The 18,739-nt window shown below is 36.0% G+C and carries 15 protein-coding genes; 9 read left to right on the plus strand and 6 right to left on the minus strand.

What is annotated here, in order from left to right; all coding sequences use genetic code 11:
* Nucleotides 1-66: 66 nt before the first annotated feature.
* The 9 genes from KUA55_RS01915 to KUA55_RS01955 all read left to right on the plus strand — a co-directional run bounded on the left by KUA55_RS01915 (nt 67) and on the right by KUA55_RS01955 (nt 12,102).
* Nucleotides 67-897 carry a VOC family protein gene (locus KUA55_RS01915; RefSeq protein ID WP_218324483.1) on the plus strand — a complete coding sequence of 277 codons (831 nt, stop codon included), beginning with the start codon at nt 67-69 and terminating at the stop codon, nt 895-897.
* Between the two features lie 40 nt (nt 898-937).
* Complete coding sequence (locus KUA55_RS01920) at nt 938-1,957, plus strand: serine hydrolase domain-containing protein (RefSeq protein ID WP_218324484.1); 1,020 nt, start codon at nt 938-940, stop codon at nt 1,955-1,957.
* Nucleotides 1,958-1,964: 7 nt separating this feature from the next.
* Nucleotides 1,965-2,915, plus strand: coding sequence for a mannose-6-phosphate isomerase, class I (gene manA / locus KUA55_RS01925; RefSeq protein WP_218324814.1), 951 nt, complete (start codon nt 1,965-1,967; stop codon nt 2,913-2,915).
* Between the two features lie 342 nt (nt 2,916-3,257).
* A complete protein-coding gene (locus KUA55_RS01930) occupies nt 3,258-3,848 on the plus strand; it encodes a signal peptidase I (protein WP_218324485.1) in 591 nt (196 codons plus the stop codon).
* Complete coding sequence (locus KUA55_RS01935) at nt 3,826-4,596, plus strand: hypothetical protein (protein WP_218324486.1); 771 nt, start codon at nt 3,826-3,828, stop codon at nt 4,594-4,596. Before KUA55_RS01930 ends, KUA55_RS01935 begins: the two co-directional genes overlap by 23 nt.
* 19 nt (nt 4,597-4,615) lie before the next feature.
* Nucleotides 4,616-5,359 (plus strand): LPXTG cell wall anchor domain-containing protein, encoded by a 744-nt coding sequence (locus KUA55_RS01940; RefSeq protein ID WP_218324487.1) that lies wholly within the window; start codon nt 4,616-4,618, stop codon nt 5,357-5,359.
* Nucleotides 5,352-5,855, plus strand: a complete 504-nt coding sequence (locus KUA55_RS01945) for a hypothetical protein (RefSeq protein ID WP_218324488.1) — start codon at nt 5,352-5,354, stop codon at nt 5,853-5,855. Before KUA55_RS01940 ends, KUA55_RS01945 begins: the two co-directional genes overlap by 8 nt.
* Before the next feature lie 9 nt (nt 5,856-5,864).
* Nucleotides 5,865-6,701 carry a hypothetical protein gene (locus KUA55_RS01950; protein WP_218324489.1) on the plus strand — a complete coding sequence of 279 codons (837 nt, stop codon included), beginning with the start codon at nt 5,865-5,867 and terminating at the stop codon, nt 6,699-6,701.
* 31 nt (nt 6,702-6,732) lie between these two features.
* Nucleotides 6,733-12,102: a hypothetical protein gene (locus KUA55_RS01955; protein ID WP_218324490.1), complete on the plus strand. Its 5,370-nt coding sequence runs from the start codon at nt 6,733-6,735 to the stop codon at nt 12,100-12,102.
* Between the two features lie 42 nt (nt 12,103-12,144).
* On the opposite strand, the gene KUA55_RS01960 is transcribed toward KUA55_RS01955, so the two are convergent.
* The 6 genes from KUA55_RS01960 to KUA55_RS01985 all read right to left on the minus strand — a co-directional run bounded on the left by KUA55_RS01960 (nt 12,145) and on the right by KUA55_RS01985 (nt 18,631).
* The gene (locus KUA55_RS01960; protein ID WP_218324491.1) at nt 12,145-12,837 is read right to left on the minus strand and encodes a type 1 glutamine amidotransferase; all 693 of its coding nucleotides are present in this window, start codon (nt 12,835-12,837) and stop codon (nt 12,145-12,147) included.
* On the minus strand, nt 12,830-14,182 hold the full coding sequence (locus KUA55_RS01965; RefSeq protein ID WP_218324492.1) for a Mur ligase family protein: 1,353 nt from the start codon (nt 14,180-14,182) through the stop codon (nt 12,830-12,832). The genes KUA55_RS01960 and KUA55_RS01965 overlap by 8 nt, the downstream gene beginning before the upstream one ends.
* Before the next feature lie 238 nt (nt 14,183-14,420).
* On the minus strand, nt 14,421-15,818 hold the full coding sequence (locus KUA55_RS01970) for a TrkH family potassium uptake protein (RefSeq protein WP_218324493.1): 1,398 nt from the start codon (nt 15,816-15,818) through the stop codon (nt 14,421-14,423).
* A 74-nt stretch (nt 15,819-15,892) separates the two neighbouring features.
* Nucleotides 15,893-16,252: a GIY-YIG nuclease family protein gene (locus KUA55_RS01975; RefSeq protein ID WP_218324494.1), complete on the minus strand. Its 360-nt coding sequence runs from the start codon at nt 16,250-16,252 to the stop codon at nt 15,893-15,895.
* A 12-nt stretch (nt 16,253-16,264) separates the two neighbouring features.
* A complete protein-coding gene (locus tag KUA55_RS01980; protein ID WP_218324495.1) occupies nt 16,265-16,999 on the minus strand; it encodes a DUF2087 domain-containing protein in 735 nt (244 codons plus the stop codon).
* A gap of 99 nt (nt 17,000-17,098) precedes the next feature.
* A complete protein-coding gene (locus KUA55_RS01985) occupies nt 17,099-18,631 on the minus strand; it encodes a YfcC family protein (protein WP_218324496.1) in 1,533 nt (510 codons plus the stop codon).
* Between the last annotated feature and the right edge of the window lie 108 nt (nt 18,632-18,739).

Raw genomic sequence — 18,739 nt, forward strand, 5'->3', positions numbered from 1 at the left:
AAGAAAGATATTACTTGCGGTATTAGAAGCCTATCGGTAGAATTAAATCGAGATGAGGTGTATCCATTGGAAAATTTTGATTTAGGTGAAATGTCGTTGAAGACAATCGCCATTCGAGTAAAAAATCGTGACTTATTAATTCATTTTTATCGTGACATTATCGGCTTTCATTTGTTACGGGAAGAAAACGAATTAGCGATATTAGGTTATAAAGAACCTTACCGCGAAATCTTATGGCTTGAAGAAAGTCCCCGAGCGGAAGAACATTTTGGAGAAGTAAAAAGATTGGCTCGTATTTCATTAGTTGTACCAAATGAAGAAGAGCTAGCAAATGTCTACGCACGCATCAAAAAAAATGATTATGAAGTAAAAAGTGCTTTAGCCAGCGGTGAAGAAAAAGGCTTATTAGTAGAAGATCCTGAAGGTAATCAAGTAGAAATCTTTTACGCGCCTAGTAAAGAAAGATCGACTGCTGAAATTATTCAAGTGGACTTTGAAAAATTATTGAAAAAAGCGACCAACAAGGAAAAAATCCACGAAGCTTATTTTGATAAAGTTCATTTAAATGTTAACAACCTAAGCCAACAAGAAAAATTTCTAGAAGAGGTACTGGGTTTAAAAACTCAGACAGAAACTGATAAAGTGGTGGCACTTAATCGTGGTGATTTTAACGTTGGACTATCCGAAGTTGAGGGCGGTGTCATTGATTTACCGACTGATAAAGTATTAGGTTTAGACTTTTTACAATTTAAAATCAGTCAAGAGAACCTAGTAGCGTTAATTGCAAACTTAGAAAAAGAAAAGCGCGAATTTTTCGCGGATAAAAAACAAACACTTGTTACGATTTATGATCCGATTGGGATTGAATGGTGGTTTGTAACTAGTTGGAAACTTTAAGAGTGGGAAACCACTCTTTTTTAAACGAAAAGGTGAAATTATGTATCCTGAGACACAAGAATTAATTAAGGATAAAATGTTAGCAGGAATCTATCCTGGGGTAGTCTATCAGTTTATGGAAGATCAAGCGACCTTCCAACAAACATTGGGCTATGCGCAAATTGCACCAGTTTTACAGCCAATGACAGCAGATTTATTATTTGATGTAGCCTCTTTAACAAAAGTCGTTTGCACTCTAACGGTGATGCTGCAATTGCATGAAGCAACGCAAATTGAATGGGATCAACCTTTAAAAAAATATTTGCCTAACTTCGAAAATCCTGAGATTACTTTGCGCCACTTGTTAACCCATACTTCAGATATTCAGACGTATATTCCGCAACGAGACCGCTTATCGGCCAAAGAATTACAAGCTGCTTATTTGAAACTTCAACCAGGGAAAGATTTAGGAAAAAAAGTGCAGTACACAGATGCTGGAACGATTTTATTGGGTTTTTTAATAGAAGAAATATTTCAAAAAGATGTGACTGAGGTTTTTCAATCAGAAGTCTTGCAACCTCTTGATATGTCAGAAAGCTGTTTTTTACCTAATAATATAGACAAACGTTTTGTACCAACTGAAAAATTAGTGACTGGGGAAATCTTAAAAGGCGTCACCCATGATCCTAAAGCGCGAACACTTAAAACGCATGCTGGAAATGCCGGTTTATTCAGCTCTTTAACGGATTTATCTAAATTTGTTGAAATGTATTTGGCATTTGGAAAAGATTATTTGAAGCGAGAAATGATTGAGGAACTCTATCAAGATCAAACACCAGATTTTTCGGGAAAGCGTTCACTTGGTTGGGATCTAAAGTTTAGTGATCAAAATCAAGCACCGTTATTATTTCACACAGGTTATACCGGTACGTTTATTTTGTTAGACAGTTACCATCAGTCAGGATTTATCTTTTTATCTAATCGTGTCCATCCAGTTGATGAACGAGAAAAGTATATTTTGGCACGTGACGAAATTATTACTAGTTATTTATCAGAACGAAAAAAAATCTATCAAAAATAAGGAGTACATTATGGAACCATTATTCTTAAAACCAGTATTTCAAGAAAAAATTTGGGGCGGCAATCGTTTAAACACTGTCTTCGGTTTTGATTTACCCAACGATAAAATCGGAGAAGACTGGGCAATTAGTGGGCATCCTCATGGAGAAAGCATTGTCGAAAATGGCGAGTTTAAAGGTCAAAAAATTAGTCAATTATGGAAAAATCAACGAGAATTATTTGGTAATCAAGCAGGAGAAGTGTTCCCTTTGTTAACGAAAATTTTAGATGCCGAAGATGATTTATCCGTTCAAGTTCATCCAGATGATGCTTATGGAATGGCTCATGAAGGTGAATTAGGCAAGACAGAATGTTGGTACATTATCAGTGCTGAGCCAGGTGCATCAATCGTTTATGGTCACAATGCAAAAACTCGAGAAGAATTAGCTGAAATGATTCATGATGAAAAATGGGATCAATTATTACGCAGAATCCCGGTAAAAGCGGGCGATTTTTATTATGTTCCTAGTGGGACGATGCATGCGATTGGTAAAGGCATCATGATTTTAGAAACCCAACAAAGTTCTGACACAACTTATCGAGTATATGATTATGATCGAAAAGACGATCAAGGAAAGCTACGTGAATTACACATTCAACAATCCATTGATGTTATGACCGTCCCTGCAACTACACCTGAATTACAGATCAAAGAAGTAAAAAAAGGTAATTCAGCGATTATTACTTATTTGGAATCAGATTTCTTCAATATTTATGAATGGCAAATCATGGGTGAATTAAACTTGAGCCAAACTAGCCTATACACCTTAGCGACCGTTATTGAAGGTTACGGCGAAATGACTGTTGAAGGAAAGACTTTTGAACTAAATGCGGGAACCAGTTTCATCGTACCAAACCAAATAAAAGACTGGAAAATCGCTGGAGAATGCAAAATAATTGCTTCTACACCACAACATTAAAAAATTCTAATTTTCAATAATTGTTATTTTAAAATTTATTTTGAAAATATTATAATATTTTTTTAAAGCCAGAGATGTAATTTTTATTAATATCTCTGGCTTTTTTTTTTGTGTTTATTTTGCTAAATAAACACAAGTGTGAAGAATCAATTTAGTAAATTAATTCTGTTAAAAAGATGATATAACAGTCAATAGAATAAATAAATTTAATTAATTATAACTAATAGTTATAAAAAGTGATTTTTGTTTGGAAATTAGATAATAATCTTGTTGGTTTGTTTGATTTCTATTATAATTAAGTGAGGTTTTGTTTCTTAAATTAAATAAAAGGAGGTTAATAAATTGGAATCCAGTGTTAAAAAAAAGTTTTCAATCTCTGGTTTGATTGGGAAAATATTATTAGTAATAATGATTCCATTATTAATTATGAATTGTTACTTACTATATAAGAGTTATGCTAATCCTGATATTCCTCCACAAATTTTTGGGAAAACACCATTAATTGTTCAGTCTGGATCGATGGACGATGGACAAGCTGACAGTATCAAAGTGGGTGATTTGGTCATTGTTGATACAAAAACGGATGGTCAAACTTTCCAAGTGGGAGATGTTATCACTTATGAAATAAATAATGAGTACATTACCCATGAGGTCATCTCGATTCAAGAACAAGATGGAGAAATAGCCTATCAAACACAAGGGCGGGCAAATAATACACCCGACCAAAATCTAGTAACACCTGAGCAAGTTTTAGGGAGCAGTACAATTACCATCCCAAAGCTTGGCGACGTCTTGCTGTTTTTACAAACACCAATTGGTCTAGTAATTACAGTGGGCATACCGATTTTATTATTTTTGGCTTATGATCGAATTCGATCATTTATGCATAAAAGAAAAGGAGGAACAAGTGATGAAGGAACGGAAGAAGGATAAGAACATCAGACGCGCAGGCATAGTCACTGCACTCGTTGTGGTCACTTTAAGTTTAGTTGGAGGAACGTTAGCGAAGTATACAGGCACAGCAACTCATGATGCATCAGCACGGGTGGCGAAATTTGAAGTAGGTAGTAGTTTTACAGAGGATGTATTTAATTTAAATTCTTTATATGATGATTGGAAAGAAAAACCTGTCATTTTAGGTAATGTTTTGCAAACGCCGACAGCTGTTAACACAGCTGGTGATCCTAGTGAACAAGATGTTTGGTCAAATAACACTGACAAAAATATTTTAGCACCAGGTACATCAGGCTTCTTTGAAATTGGTTTGGAAAACAATTCAGAGGTTGCGGTAAGAGCTTCTAACATTACTCTTAGTGAAACAAATACGAACAGTATTCCAATTGAGTATTCACTAATTACTTATAATGCTAGTGGTCAACCAGATACTTCATCTGATTGGGGTACAATTGCTGCTTTAAATACAGCAATTTCAACTGCATCTGGATTAGGTACCTATGATTTAATGAAACCAGCTAGTGGGACATCAACAACAAAAACAGTGGCTGTAGCTTGGCGTTGGTTATTTGAAAGAGAACCTGTTGCTACTAATGATTCATTAGACACAAATTTAGGTACAAAGAATGCAACAAACGAAAACGAAGTAATAACTGGTGATAATGACTATGACAAATTATCAAAATACCAACTAAAAGTAGATGTTGCATTTACACAACTTGACTAATTAATAGGGGGGCACAATGATGCGAAGAATTAAATACTTCCTTTGCGGATTGTGTCTCTTTTTCTTTTTCGGAATGGCACAAGAAGTAAGGGCATCAGAATTTTTAGAAATTGAAGACCAAAACAATGTCATTTGGCAAGAGAATGAAAAATTCCCTCTATTTGGCGACCCCGAATCAAATGGTGATACTTTATTATACCCAACCAAAGATGGCAGTTTCAGTTTTACAATTAAAAATATTACCGATGTTAGACAAGATTATCGCATAACGATGGCTACTGAAAATCAGCACAATATTCCAATTGAATATGCAATCTATCGAAATAATGAGTTGATTTTTGGCAGCGAGGCCAATTATCAAGAGTTGAATGGGACCTTAAGTCGTGATCGAAGTCTGGCGAGAGGTCAGACTGAAAATTATGAGATTAGGTGGCAGTGGGACGGTTATGTTAGCGATCCACGGGATACTGATTTGGGCATACAGTCACAAAATGAAGATTTGTATTACAAATTTATTATTACCATTTTGAATGAGGAAGGAATTGCCAGTGATGATCAGGATGGTGATGGAAACATACCGTTGATGCAGATTCCTAATACAAGAGGTGGTTCAGGCACTCAGACTAATCGAGATTCAGGAATTCTCAGATATTTACCAAAAACGGGAGAGGCCTTGCAATACTGGTGGGTTTATACCGGATTTTTATTAATTGGCATAGTTTTAATCATTAAACGAAAAAGAAAGGAAGAGACGAATGAATAAGTTTGTAAAAGACAATCGCTATTTAATTGCCATTTTATTTTCAGTTATTCTGATTTCGTTCTCTTTTCTTGTTCGTTTTACATATTCAAAATATCAAGAAAGTGTCCAAAATAATAAAACTTCTCGGGTAGCTTTGTTTTTAGGTGATGGAATGGTTGTGGAAAACCTTACAGATGATGACGAGATGGTTCCGGGAGAAACAATCAATATTCCTGTGAGCATTTCGAATTTTAAAGGCGCAAGTCAAACCGAAACGACGTATACATATAACTTATCATTAGAGAATTTTGCTTCTCTACCATTGGAATGGGCTTTGAAAAAAGATGGTGTAACAGAATCATTGCCGTACAGTGGAAAAATGGCGCCTGGAAAAAAACAAGAGTTAACAGATGAATTTATGCTCACGGTTACTTGGCCAGAAGACATGAATGATTATAGTTATGCAGGTCAATTGAAAGCATTGCGCTTGAGATTAGACACGCAACAACTGGATTAGGTGAATAAGATGAAGAATATACTAAAAAACAAAAAAATAGTTGGTGCGATTGCGGTAGTATCAATTCTTTTCATAGGCTTGTTCGCTTACGCAAAATATATCGAGGTACAATCTGAGGATCAGCCAATTAAGGCTCGCGATATGTATTTTACCAGCAATTATTTATTAGAAGATAATCCTAGTTCAGAAGCTGATTACACTTTATCAAACTGGATTGCAGGAGACAGCATCGGTTTGAAATTAAAAAACTTTCCAGATGCGGAACGTTTTACCGAGGTACCGATTGATTACACAATCATACTTGATGGTGGTGCAACGAGTTTTAGAACAGAAGCTAGTGGTGCAAATGATACAAGTTACAGTAATACTCTAGCTGCTTCTGATGTGAAAACACGACAGACAACTGATGATATAAATATTATTTTGCCTGATGACTTTTTATCGGGAGTAGAGGAAAGAAAAGTTCGAGTGAAAGCTACAGTAACAGCTCCTTATCGTTATGAATTGTCAGCTGATTTTTTAATTAAGAAAGCAGCGAGTGGTTATACCTACTCGGTAGAAGATTCAGCTAGCAGTCCTTATGCCAAAGTAACAGTTACGGCAGATACAGCTACAGCTTTAACTTTATCCTGGAGTAACGATACTGTAGCACCTGATCAGACAAATTCGATCTTTTTTGGAAAAACCATCGTGAATGGAATCGGGGATGCTCGATCTATCCAGTTAGATACTTTGAATTCAGGAGAATCAATTGTTTTTTATATGCTGAAGTACAGGCCTGATGAAGTTTATACAAATCAATCAGCAGATGTATTTTTTGTAAGTGGATTAGCTGTAAATAATTAGTAACTCGAGGAAAGTTTGAGGAGATGATTTTATGAAAAAAATAAGACCTATAGTTATATCAGTCATCACTTTTTTATTAGTAGTCTCTTCGTTTGCTAATATTTCTTCGATTGCTGTTAGTCAAAGACAAACTTCCGGGACAGAAACTAGTACCTTGAATTCGTATACAAAAAATGAAGAGATACCAGCAAATGAAGCAACAAGTACTTCTTCTGAAGAACCGGAAATATCATTTGAAGAAGATACTGAACAAGAGGCAGCAGACATAAAAATGCCCGAAGCCAAAACTGGATCAGAACAAGCTGTGAATGATCGATTTTTTTCAAGGGTTGCTGGAGAAAATGGTTCAGAAACTTATTTTCGAAAAGACGATGAACTCGACGTTAGTACAAACTGGCTGGGTGTAGATACACAAGGATATAATCTGAATATTCAGATGAATGATTACACAACTTCAGCAGCTACTAGACAAGTAGAAATTGATATTCCTTATGGCGTTATGATAAGAAGAACGCAATTAGATGATATAGCTGGTTCTAACGCCTCTCCTCATGTAATTAACTGGTCTATCAAAGAAAGAAACCCACGTGTAATTAATCAAATGGATACAACCTTTAATGAGTCAGAATTTCTTGATTCTAGTAATGAAGATAATCCTTATAATACTAGTTACATAACTGGATCAAAGATTGTTATTGAGCTAGATCCTTCATTTGAAACTGCGGGCTTATCTCTAAGTCTGTTGCCTAATTATATGGATACTGGTCACGATAATCGATCTTATTGGTCCGGTGTGGAGAATAGCAGTCTTACTCGAGGCCTTCCATTAACAATTGAAATGTTTGAAGATGATACGTCGGTTGAAAAAAGAACCTTAGATGATATTAATATGCCTTCACCAGCAGTGGCATCGGTTGTTACTGGATCAACACCAGGAAGTGGACAACCCAATCCGCAAACTTTAGATACAGATTTAAGTATTTACAATCAAACGCGCTTAAGAAGAACGAATGAGAGTCTTGGCCGAAATGCCTATTATATGAGTAATGTTTCTTGGCAAGCTTATGTTCCTTACAAAGATTTAGGAGACGGAACATATGTATCGGCTATTTTAGATGGTACAAGAATGCAAGCCTGGATTGATCGATTGACTGCAGCAAATGGAAAACCAGTATTAACGTATTCTACTGAAACGCAGGCGGATGGCAGAGTTATCGTGAATTATTCTTTTGCCGATACAAGTCAAGAATATTTATTATTAGTCAATCAACTAGAGATGCATTATAAACTACCTTCAGAAGCAAAAGAACCGGATCCTAGCAAGAATTTTTCTACTAGTGATAAAATTTTATTTACCGGTGAAAATTTAGGTTGGGATTTTGGGAATTATCAGGCTGATGAAGACGGTAATATGAATATGGAAAGAAATCAAGTTTGGACTTTAGGAGATTCAACGATTTCAGTGTCTATTAAGGGCGAAAATATGCCTTTAGACTTTGCCAATCTAAATCCTAATGGTATTAGCGGCAGTTGGGTTTCAACATTAACAAATACAAAGGGGCAACAAAATTTGTTAGGTTTTAACTTAATTAAAGAAACGACGAGTGGTAGCGGAACTGCTGAAGTAAATTATGAATTTGGTACTGGAACACCGTGGCGAATGGGTGTTACAACTGTCCAATTCTGGACAGTAAATACTGACTATGGCGGTAGTATTGCTTCAGCGAGGGAGTATCCTTATAATTTTAAATTTAAACTTCAGAAAAAAGGATCTAGTGCAGGTCAAAATGTGTTAGAAGGGGAATACACTTTAATACCCAGTCAAGAGTATGCAGGTGTGAACATTTCCCGAAACTATAGTCATAGCGTTGTAGGTAATGTCAATTCAAAAGAGGTAGAGCCATTACTCGGATATCCTGACGAACGAGGATTTTATTATGTCAATCGTGAAATGTTAATAAAAGGATTAGATGAGGTGCCCGGGGATATTGACGACTATTACATTAAGTCCTTAACTTATGATTTAGCAATTACACCAACAAGAGGTGGTGGAAATTATACAAGTGGAAGTGATGGACAGCCCAGAAACAATGGAGGAAACTTTTTTGGCGAGACTTTTCAGACTGCTGGTGGGAATGGTAGACCTTTAACGACATTTAGTATAAAAGGTATAGAAGGTACTGAAAGTAATGAATATGTTAATGATGGTATCCGTACACAAATTATTACGGATAGTTTTGTTGCTAACCAAGCAGATGTTTCCTTAGGGATTAACGATATGACAGTTAAAAATGATGAGGATCGATTATTAACAACAACAAATGATCGAGTGGCGGTTGGTGAGAGAGTAAATGTAGCTGCCCAAGCTTTCCATTATTTCTATCCGTACGCCTATGGACAGTATTCTCCTGATCCAGTTTTTATCATTCGAACGCCAGTTGATATGGATTTACTGCCTTCGACAATTGGCCTCACCCAAGACGGCGAGGCGTTAACCTATGATTTGAGTGACCCGATTCTTTTAGGAGAAAATGGCGTGAATGGTAAGGTTTATCTGGTCACGCCACAGACAGAAAAAGGTATAGGATATTATAATGAAGACCGTGAGACAATAGGTAATAATATTAAAATTAATTATCAGATGCAGGTAAATATCTCTGCCCGTGCCGAAGCGATAAATTATCAAGAATTATTGTTTATAACAGACAAGAATTTAGCATCTGGCTATGCAGGTCAAAATCTTGCAACAATGGTACCGGATCGTTGGGGAGTCGGTGAAGCAATAAGTACAGCTGAAACAGCTGAAAAAACTGATTTAGCGAAAATTTTTTACTATTCAAATAATGATCCATCTCAAACAGGCTACAGACTATCTGGTGCCAATAATAGTGGAAACTATATGTTCAATACTGTGCAAGCTGAACTAGATTTTGGATTGCGAACTGATTTATCTGAAGAAGTACCTGAAGATGATGCTGGAATAGGCATGTTAGACAGTAACGAAACAGCCTTTGACATGAATTTTTCCATGAATAATACTAGTCAGCCTGGATATGTAGTCAGCCCAACAGGTAGATTTTTCTATTACTTACCAATTCCTAAAACAACTGCAGATGCGAACTTACCTGAATGGTATGATTCACAACAAACTAGCCAATATTCCCTGAAGTTAAATGGAGAGGTATCAATAGAATCTTCGGCAAATGTTAATTATCAAGTTTATTACTCGACTGATAAAAATCTGCTCTATAATAGTGGTGATACCTCGATTGGAGGAAGTGCCAGCGTTGCGAGATATGTTCCTTATGAAGATGTTCAGAACAATCTAGCAGATGTGACAATGGTCAAAGTTGTTGCAGAAGTTCGAGGAGCAAATAATACCCTTGTTCCTTATGGAGAACAAATGACTGCAAGTTTGCCTGTTATCTATGATGGTTCCAAGACAGAATTTGATACAAAAGCTAAAGAACTTACCTCGTGGCAGCCATATTTGATTCAACGGTACACACTTGATGGCGCAACCAATGAATTTAGAAACATTGCACCAGTAAAACAAGTTAGGATTCGCTACCGTGAAATTTTTGAGCGTGACATTTATGCTTTTAATGAAACAGATTATCCAAATTGGCAAACTGAAAATACCCCAAGAATACAAACTGTCGATTTACCAGATTTTGAGAATTTAACAGGATCTAATTTGCAAATAAAGAGTGTAGAAACCACCTCAAATGTTGATTTAGAGACAAAAAATACAATTAGTAACAATTTAAATAATGGCGTAACTTATGGTAATCGAACATTTGCGATTGATAATGGATTTAGTGGAGGTTCAATAGAAGAGTTGGCTTCAATCAATGGTATTACCTCGATTGGTAATATTTCGCAAACTGGAAATCAATTAAACTACGAAATATTTAATACAAACAATATCAATAATGTATTAGATGCAAGAAAAGTGACAATTACTTATCAATCAAAAGATTCGGATGATCTTGAATTTCAAGTAGTTCTAAACATTAGACGACGGTTGTCCAAAATTACACCAGAAACTGCTTTGGTTGCTGGGAAAGAATATTCTACAATAACTCCAGGTGATGCTACTACAACATTAGAAGATGGTGCTTTTACTGTTCAATTTGCTTATGATGTGACAGGAGTGAATGAAAATAATGTTGGTGCAGCAATTGGTAATGACACTTTCCTATCTTTTAATAAATCCGATGGATCGACTTCAGCTGAAGTGAATCTACCAGCAGGAGCGACAATCTTGATGAAGAATCAGTCACGAAAAGATGGTGAGCCTATTGACCCAATTTATTATTACTATAGAAATGATACTGGTAGTCCATTAACTAAGGTTGATCTCACCAAATTTATTCGGACTGGGACAACGAACGAAACCTTAACTATCGCGGATATGAAGAATTGGGCGGTCGATTATGATCAACTTTCCTATTTGTTTATTATAGATTTTGGACAAGGCAACGCCCCTATAACTACTTCTGATAATTATATTAGTTTAGAGTTTGCGACAAGTGCAGCTTATGAAAGTCCAAGCTATAACATAAATTCTGAACGTATCTTCACCCATAATCAAACTGAGTTTCCACCTGTTAGTGTGCAACAAAATGAAGCACTAAATTTAGGTGGTAGCCTCGATGTAAACGATGTGACTGGTAGTGTAGATGCTTTTAATACAGATAAGTCTGTAGCAATGGTTATTGATTTGACCAGTGCGATGAATGGGGATACCGTCAATTGGCCTCAAGGGACGTTACTTACAGACAGTGAGGGCGAAATTATTGAAACCCGCAGAGTTGGTAACCAGCTGATATTTATTTATCCATTAGGAGATCTGACTAATGCTGGGGCATTGTTTGAATATAATTTTAAAATCACCACACCAGTCGATCCATTACCAGTTGGCTTTTATAATCTGAACTTGCAAATAAAAACTAATTATGAAGGCGACTATCCACTCAATGGGAAAGTTGTTAATACGATTAGTGGAGCTTTTATGATAGCCCAGCAGCCTTCAACTGGTTTAAGAGTCACATCAAACCTAAATGACCGCCTACTATACAACAGCAGTTCAGTTCGAGATATTACTTTAAACTATTCTAAAACCAATATTTCAAAAGTAACGGCTGAAGTTCAAGTGAAAAATGGCAGTCAATATAAAGTGGTGGAGGATGCAGTGAGAGATCAAATTTTTGCTAATTTGAATCCGATTTTGGGAGCTGATACTGGTTCCTGGAATATTCAGATAGCGAATGATTTAGCTCAAAGTTTAAATGGCGAATATCAAATTGTCTTTAACGCTTATCAAAATGAAGCTGATACCGAACCGCTTTATCAAGTACCGTGGACCTTTATGATTTGGGATCCACCAGAAAATTAAAGTTAAAAAGCGTGACTACGATTTTTTCGTAGCCACGCTTTTTTAGTCTTCAGGAATTTCTGGTAAGTCAATATTTTCACCGTATTTATTTTTTAAAGCAGTTTGTAATAAACGGATAGCTAAGGCTTTATTGCGAGAAAGAATTGGACCATGGAAATACGTGCCGTAAACATTTTTGTAAATGACGCCTTCGCCGCTGTCTTCGCCGTTGTTCCCTTTACCTTCTTTTACCGTACCGAGTGGTCGTTCACCTTCACCAAGGAAAGTCCGACCATTATGATTTTCAAAGCCGTAATAGGTTTCGTCAAATTCTTCATTATGAATAATGATATCACCGATAAAACGATTATTGTCTTGGCTCAAAGTATAGTGATCCATTACACCGATACCGGGAATTTTTTCGCCGTCAGCGCCGACGTAATAATGACCTAATAATTGATAACCACCACAGACAGCTAAAAGCACACCATCATTTTCGATATATTTTTCGATGGCTTCTTTTTTATTTTGGATATCTTTTGAGACAATCATTTGTTCATAATCTTGTCCGCCACCGAAGAAAACCATATCGTATTTCTCAGCGTCGAAGTCTTGGTAGATACTGACAATTTCAGTATGCAAGTCAATGTCCATCTTTTCAGCATAATATTTCAACATTAACAAGTTGCCGTTATCGCCGTATGTGTTGAGTAAATTACCATATAAGTGTGCTAGATTCAGTTCGTATTTAGCCACGATCCATTCCTCCATCAATGTAACCTTTTTGTGCCAATTCTTTTCTCAATTGTAAGACTGCTGTGTAAGTCGCTAAAATATAGACATGTTCAGTAGGTAATTTTTTGATATCTTCAATGACTTCAGTTAAGCTTTCGGCTTCAGTTAATTTTTCTGTAGGAATCCCAGCCACTTTTAGTCGTAAAGCCATATCTTTGTGCCGATCGCCACCTGCAATTACCGCTGGAATATTCATCTCAGCAAATGCTTCATGATTACCATCCCAGATCCAGCTGACATCAATCCCGTCAGCGTAGTTAGCATTTAGTAAAGAGACTAGTGAGAAAGGGTAGGGTGCTAGTCCAATCATATCGATTACTTGGTTTAGACCCACCGGATTTTTCACTAAAACTAAGGTACATTTTTTACCCTCAATTTCAAATTCTTCTTGGCGACCAAAAACTTTTTCATCATAACCAAGGCCTTTTTTGATATTTTCAGGAGCAATGTTGAAATATTCTGCTACAGCGGTAGCCGCTAGTGCATTGTAGACGTTGTAAAGACCACCGACTTCGATTTTATAATCTTGTCCATCAATCACGAATTCAGAGGATTGGTTATCCATAGCTACCATTTCGGTTAATTGATAGTCTAATTCAGGACGATGGAAACCACAGTTAGGACAGAAATATTTACCTAAGTTAGCATAAGTAATCATTTGATATTTTAAGATATGCTGACAAACTGGACAAAGCAAACCGTCAGTATTGTAATGGGCATCCTGTTCATGATCAGGTTCGTGATCGAAGCCATAATATTTTCTAGGATTCACGGTTTCTACTGAGTTAAAAATTGGCGAGTCACCATTAGCAATGATTGGCGCTGTAGGCGATTTTGCGGCACCGTCGACAATTAGTTTGTAAGTGGTGTAAATTTCACCGTAGCGGTCCATTTGATCGCGAAAAATGTTGGTAAATAAAAACAGCTCTGGTTTAATATATTCAGTCACTTTACTTAAACTTGCTTCGTCAATTTCTAAGACAGCAATTTTTTTATCGCCACGTTTTCCTTTGGCATTTAAAAAAGTAGATACGATTCCTTGGGCCATGTTGGCACCAGTTGGATTGGTTAAGACATAATCGTATTCTTGTTTTAAAATATTTACCGTTAAAGCGGTTGTTAGAGTTTTACCGTTTGTTCCAGTAACAACCACCACTTTATAATCTTTTACAAGGGCATCCAGCACTTTTGGATCTAAGCTTAATGCTAGTTTCCCCGGATAGCTGGAACCTCCTTTAAAAAAGGTTTTTAGAACCCATTGTGCCGTCTTGCCAGCGGTAATCGCTAGTTGACTTTTTAACCCCATCATAAATCCTCCGTGTCTATTTACAAATTTAGTTGTATCTTATCATATTTGCCAAAAAAATTTAAACGGCTTTTCTCTTTCTTAAGTTTTAACCAAAAAAGACCCGATGTCAGGGGAACATCGGGTCAGGAGTAAGGATGAAAAAGAAATAGGATTATTTGGTATGTTTGTATATTAACGAAGAAATATGAATAAAATACGATGAATTTTTGGATAACCTTTAAACTTTTTGTGCTGATTATCCGATAATAATTTTTTCTTCAGGAAACTCGTAACCAATATCGCGGGTTTCTTTTGGTACAAAGAGCATTAAAGTATACAGCATGCCGATTCGACCAATAAACATTAATAAAGCAATCATCAATTTACCTGTTATAGATAAATCTGGTGTGATGCCTAATGATAGTCCGGTGGTTCCAAAGGCTGAAGTAACCTCGACAATGATTGCTACCAAAGAATGTTTTTCTGTAGCAGTCAAAAATAAGATACTAAAAAAACACATTCCAGCTGAAAGCATAAAAACTACAACCGATTTTCTGACATCTTCTGGTGGAATTTTACGACCAAAAACATTAATGTCATTTTCATTTTTCAAGAAAGAATAGAGATATAATCCGATAATTGCAACGGTTGTCGTTCGAACACCACCGCCAACGGAACTAGGTGAACAGCCAATAAACATCAGCATGGAAAAGACAATCAAAGTAGTACCTTGGAATTGGTTTAAATCATGAATTTGTAAGCCAGCATTACGGGTAGTCATGGAATAAAAGCCAGCATTTAACCATTGGTCTAAGAAATTCATCTGATTAAAACTATGGTCTTTTTCCAGTAACCAAATAATTAATGCGCCGCCGATAAATAAAATTACGAAAGCTAAAAGGGCAATTTTAGAAAAGAGTGAAAAACGAAAGGGCATTCGGTCTTTTTTTATTTTGTGAAAAACCCAGCCATGAAAATCCATCATCACTGGAAAACCAATCCCACCGATAAAAATCAATAGCATAACCGTTAGAATGAAAAAATGATCATTCGCGAAGGGAATAATCGAATCACCAGTCACGTCAAAACCTGAATTGGTAACCGCCGAAATTGCTTGATAAAAACCATAGAAAATTGCCTGGCTGATTTTTTTGTAAGAACCACTTAAATAAAAATGAAGAGAAAATAAAATGCCAAAAATCAATTCAACCCACAGAATCATCTTAAAAGTAACCTTGATTAGATTAACAATCCCACTTAAACGAGGTTGATTCATATCAGTCATAATTAGTTGCCTTTGTTTTAAGGTGATTTTTCGTTTAGAAACAATGAAAAAGAAAGTGCTAATCATCATGATCCCTAAACCACCAACATGAAATAGAATTTCCAATAAAACAACGCCACGATCATTAAAAATTTCGTGAATATTGAAAGTCGTTAAACCAGTTACCGAAATAGTTGAAATAGCCATAAATAGCATATCTAAAAAAGAAGCATGGGAATCAGGTTGTCGAAAAATCGGCAAATAAAATAAGCCTAATGCTAAAATCGTCATTACAATATAGTAGGAAACAATAATTTGAATCGACGAAAAACGATTGGTTAATTTTTGCCACTGTTTTTTCAAAAAGTCGAAGCGTTGTTCTAAGTGCATAGGGGTACTCCTAAATTTTTTTCTTAATCTTAGTATAGCAGACAATCAAAAAAACGCGCTGAAAATCAGTGCGTTTAATCATTTACTGGTTTATTGTAACCTTTATCAGCAAAAGGTTGTAGCTTTTCCAGCCATTCTTTTTGCAGTTTTTTTAATTCTTGCTTCATATTAGTGACTTTATCAGTGTCTTTTTCCCAAAGAACTTCAAAACTGAAATTTTCTGCTCCCAATTGATTCCAGTCTTCTTGTAGTGGTGTGCCATGATAAAAATTATTATTTAAATTTAATTGATAAAAATGCCAACGATTTTTTGTATTAGGAACGGCTTTGATAAAGATTTTTCCATTTAATTTATTTTTTATTTGAATGACGCCGTAATATGTTTTTTGCTGTTTGTATTCTTGCAATAATGCTTTTTTTCTCGCTGAATCCATCTTAAATCTCCTTTACTTGTTGCTTTCCCGCCAATATTTTTTTCCATCGGTTGTACGACTTAAAAAACCGTAGTCAATCAAATAGCGTCTTAAGGTTACATAATCAAAATAGATCTCAGTCAAGTATTGGTTCAATTCCTTTTCTGTCAGCATCGTTTCTGTTGGAATTTCCTCAATCACTCGATTTAAGATGGCGATGATTTTCTTTTGACCTTTAGGTAGTTGTTTTAATTGAACGCCTTTTGAAAAATCAAAGTATTTTTTTATTAAGGCTGTATATTCCTCTTCAGTAATTGCAAATCGATCATCTACATCAGTAGCTTTTAGTGGAATTGGTAAATAATCGTCCTTTTGAAAGACATTTTCAAAGGTTGCTAAGTATAGTTTGGCTTGTTTCGCTTTTTGACGGAAGGTAAATTTTTGATGTCGAATGGTTGATGGGCTGACTTTAAAAAGTTCGGCAATTTCAGCATCTTTTTTTCCGCTAGCAAAAGCCGTTAATAAATCTTTTTGCTTATCTGTCAAAGTATTGTATTTACTGTCCAGATGAATTAAAGGATTCGTTTTACCTGCATGATTTTTAATCAAATGTTGAATGACTGCTTGTTCAGCTGAGAAGAATTTTTCGCCGATTTGAAATATTTCCTCTTCAGCAAAAACGGCATCACAATAATTACAATGATACTTATTATCAGCTAGATGCCAGCCTTGTTTGATTGCTTCTAAAGATAAATTAGTAATATCCATAATACCCTCCTGTTAAACATAATTATAATTTGTTTATTGAATTTGTCAACAAAAAAAGACGAAGATTATTTATCAATCTTCGTCTAACATTAACTTTTATTAAATCAACACACCAATAATTAAGAAGACTAAGATAAGTACAACGGTCATTGCCAAAAGTTTCGTGACAAATTTCATCCACTTATCAAAGCCGACATTGACCATGGCTAATGAAACCAAAATCAAACCGGTCGGCGCCACCAAAGCAATGATTCCTTGGCCCCAGTTGTAGGCATCAATTATCATTGCCCGATCGATCCCAACCACATCAGCTAACGGTGCCATAATCGGCATTGAAAGTACCGCTAAGCCAGAAGATGATTGGATAAAGAAACCTAAAATAATATAAACAAAGAATAAGACACAAATAAATAATACGCTATTCATGCCACTAATTTTATTGCTAAAGAAGTTCATGATTGTGTCACTGACAAAGCTGTTTTCCATTACGATCCCGACGGAACGAGCAATCCCGACAGTTAAGGCAACGCCTAATAAATCAGCTGCACCGGCCACAAAGCTGTTGATGAATTTCTTTTCACCTAAGCCAGCAACAAAAGCCAAGATATAAGTGACGCCCAAGAAAACTACTGCAATTTCAGTGAAATACCAACCTAATTGTTGTACCCCCCAGATCATCACCACGAAGCCCATTACAAAAGTAATTAACGTAAGTTTCTGACGACCACTGAAAAGGGAACGTTCTTCTAAATCTAAATCGCCTAAAAAATGCGCCCGATCTTCACCAGCAGTGTCTGCCACCAATGATTTTTCGGGATTTAAACGAACTTTTTCGGCATAACGAATGGTATAAACAATGGATAAACCAACAGCAGCTATCCACATTGCAACCCGTAAACCCATTCCTTCGGTGAAGTTTATCCCAGCAGCATTTGAAGCGATAACTGTTGAGAAAGGGTTGACAGTCGATGCCATGGTTCCAATCGCTGTTCCCAGATAAATCGTGGCGACCGCGGTGAGTGTGTCATAACCAGCTAATAGGAAAATCGGAATCAAAATGGGATAAAAGGCAATCGTTTCTTCTGCCAAACCAAAAGTAGTACCGCCTAAAGCAATTAAAGTTAAAACGATGACAATTAACCATTTTTGTTTATTCTTTAGTTTGTCTGATAAACGCATCATACCGGCATTCATCGCACCTGTAGCATTAACGATACCGATGACACCACCTAGAATTAAAATAAATATAATAATATCAATACTGTCGGCAATCCCTTGGACTTGGGCAGATAGAAATTGATAGATTGTTCCTGTAACTCCCCGTGCAGGCTTCTCAATCTCTTCATAAGATCCAGGAATCGCTGCTGGACGGTAGATCGTCCCATCCCTAAATTTTTCCACGTCCATCTTGATGTCATAATCATTTAAAGTTGCTTGCGTTGCAGGTTCTGTAGCTTCCTTCCCAGAAGGTGCAGTAATAACAAATTCATCGCTTTCACCATCGTACATTAAAGTACTGTATTTACCTGAAGGGATAAAAAAGGTGAGGGCTTGTACCATAATTAATACGATGATAATTACCGTATAGGCACTGGGAAATGAACGCTTTTTCTTTTGTGGGACTTCTTCCATTTTTAACAACTCCTTTTATATTTTAAGGACTTTCTTAAAATGCCCTTAATTTATTATACAACGCATTTCTTTGATCAAAAATAATTGAAAAGATTATCATTTTTATAT

This window comes from Enterococcus alishanensis (genome assembly GCF_019218635.1).
Classification (GTDB): Bacteria; Bacillota; Bacilli; order Lactobacillales; family Enterococcaceae; genus Enterococcus_A; species Enterococcus_A alishanensis.

Coding starts and splice junctions, on each gene's coding strand:
- KUA55_RS01920 (WP_218324484.1), top strand. CDS start 938: ATGTATCCTGAGACACAAGAATTAATTAAGGATAAAATGTTAGCAGGA.
- KUA55_RS01935 (WP_218324486.1), top strand. CDS start 3,826: ATGAAGGAACGGAAGAAGGATAAGAACATCAGACGCGCAGGCATAGTC.
- KUA55_RS01940 (WP_218324487.1), top strand. CDS start 4,616: ATGCGAAGAATTAAATACTTCCTTTGCGGATTGTGTCTCTTTTTCTTT.
- KUA55_RS01945 (WP_218324488.1), top strand. CDS start 5,352: ATGAATAAGTTTGTAAAAGACAATCGCTATTTAATTGCCATTTTATTT.
- KUA55_RS01950 (WP_218324489.1), top strand. CDS start 5,865: ATGAAGAATATACTAAAAAACAAAAAAATAGTTGGTGCGATTGCGGTA.
- KUA55_RS01955 (WP_218324490.1), top strand. CDS start 6,733: ATGAAAAAAATAAGACCTATAGTTATATCAGTCATCACTTTTTTATTA.
- KUA55_RS01965 (WP_218324492.1), bottom strand. CDS start 14,182: ATGGGGTTAAAAAGTCAACTAGCGATTACCGCTGGCAAGACGGCACAA.
- KUA55_RS01970 (WP_218324493.1), bottom strand. CDS start 15,818: ATGCACTTAGAACAACGCTTCGACTTTTTGAAAAAACAGTGGCAAAAA.
- KUA55_RS01975 (WP_218324494.1), bottom strand. CDS start 16,252: ATGGATTCAGCGAGAAAAAAAGCATTATTGCAAGAATACAAACAGCAA.
- KUA55_RS01980 (WP_218324495.1), bottom strand. CDS start 16,999: ATGGATATTACTAATTTATCTTTAGAAGCAATCAAACAAGGCTGGCAT.
- KUA55_RS01985 (WP_218324496.1), bottom strand. CDS start 18,631: ATGGAAGAAGTCCCACAAAAGAAAAAGCGTTCATTTCCCAGTGCCTAT.